Raw genomic sequence first — 404 nt, 5'->3', positions numbered from 1 at the left:
CATATTTGTTGGTGTAATGACTTACAGCCAGTATACATACGTGGAAGCATTTCTGGATATGAAGCAGAAATCATGGATTAATGCTCATGTCCATATGTACGAGTACTTTGGTAAGCGCTCAGTGTTAGCTGAGCGCGCTAACTTACTACCGTGAGATCTTTGGATTTCCACCCTTGTCTTCGATAGTTGCCTTCGTGTCTATTGCACAGAGTTTCTTCATCTTATCTGACCATGGCATCAGCTCTTCCATGCCCTCGGGCTCATGAACGTAGTCCGGCATGTAAAGGAGTACTGCCTGCAGATACTTGAAGACACTCAGGTTGTTAAGTTTTGCTGTCTGCGCCAGGCTGTAGATGATCGCGCTGGCTTCGGCACCGGCCGGTGTATCGTGGAAGTAGAAGTTT

1 protein-coding gene is annotated in these 404 nt (G+C 46.8%); it reads right to left on the bottom strand.

The genetic code is table 11. The features are described from left to right. Positions 1 to 145: 145 nt before the first annotated feature. A partial coding sequence (locus ACTQ52_RS12395; protein WP_441982797.1) for a transposase domain-containing protein occupies positions 146 to 404 on the bottom strand: 259 nt, incomplete at its 5' end.

The sequence above is a fragment of the Oribacterium sp. Sow4_G1_1 genome, assembly GCF_052116105.1.
GTDB lineage: Bacteria > Bacillota > Clostridia > Lachnospirales > Lachnospiraceae > Oribacterium.
The sequence above is the reverse complement of the archived record's forward strand: the minus strand, read 5'-3'. Positions and strand labels throughout refer to the sequence as shown.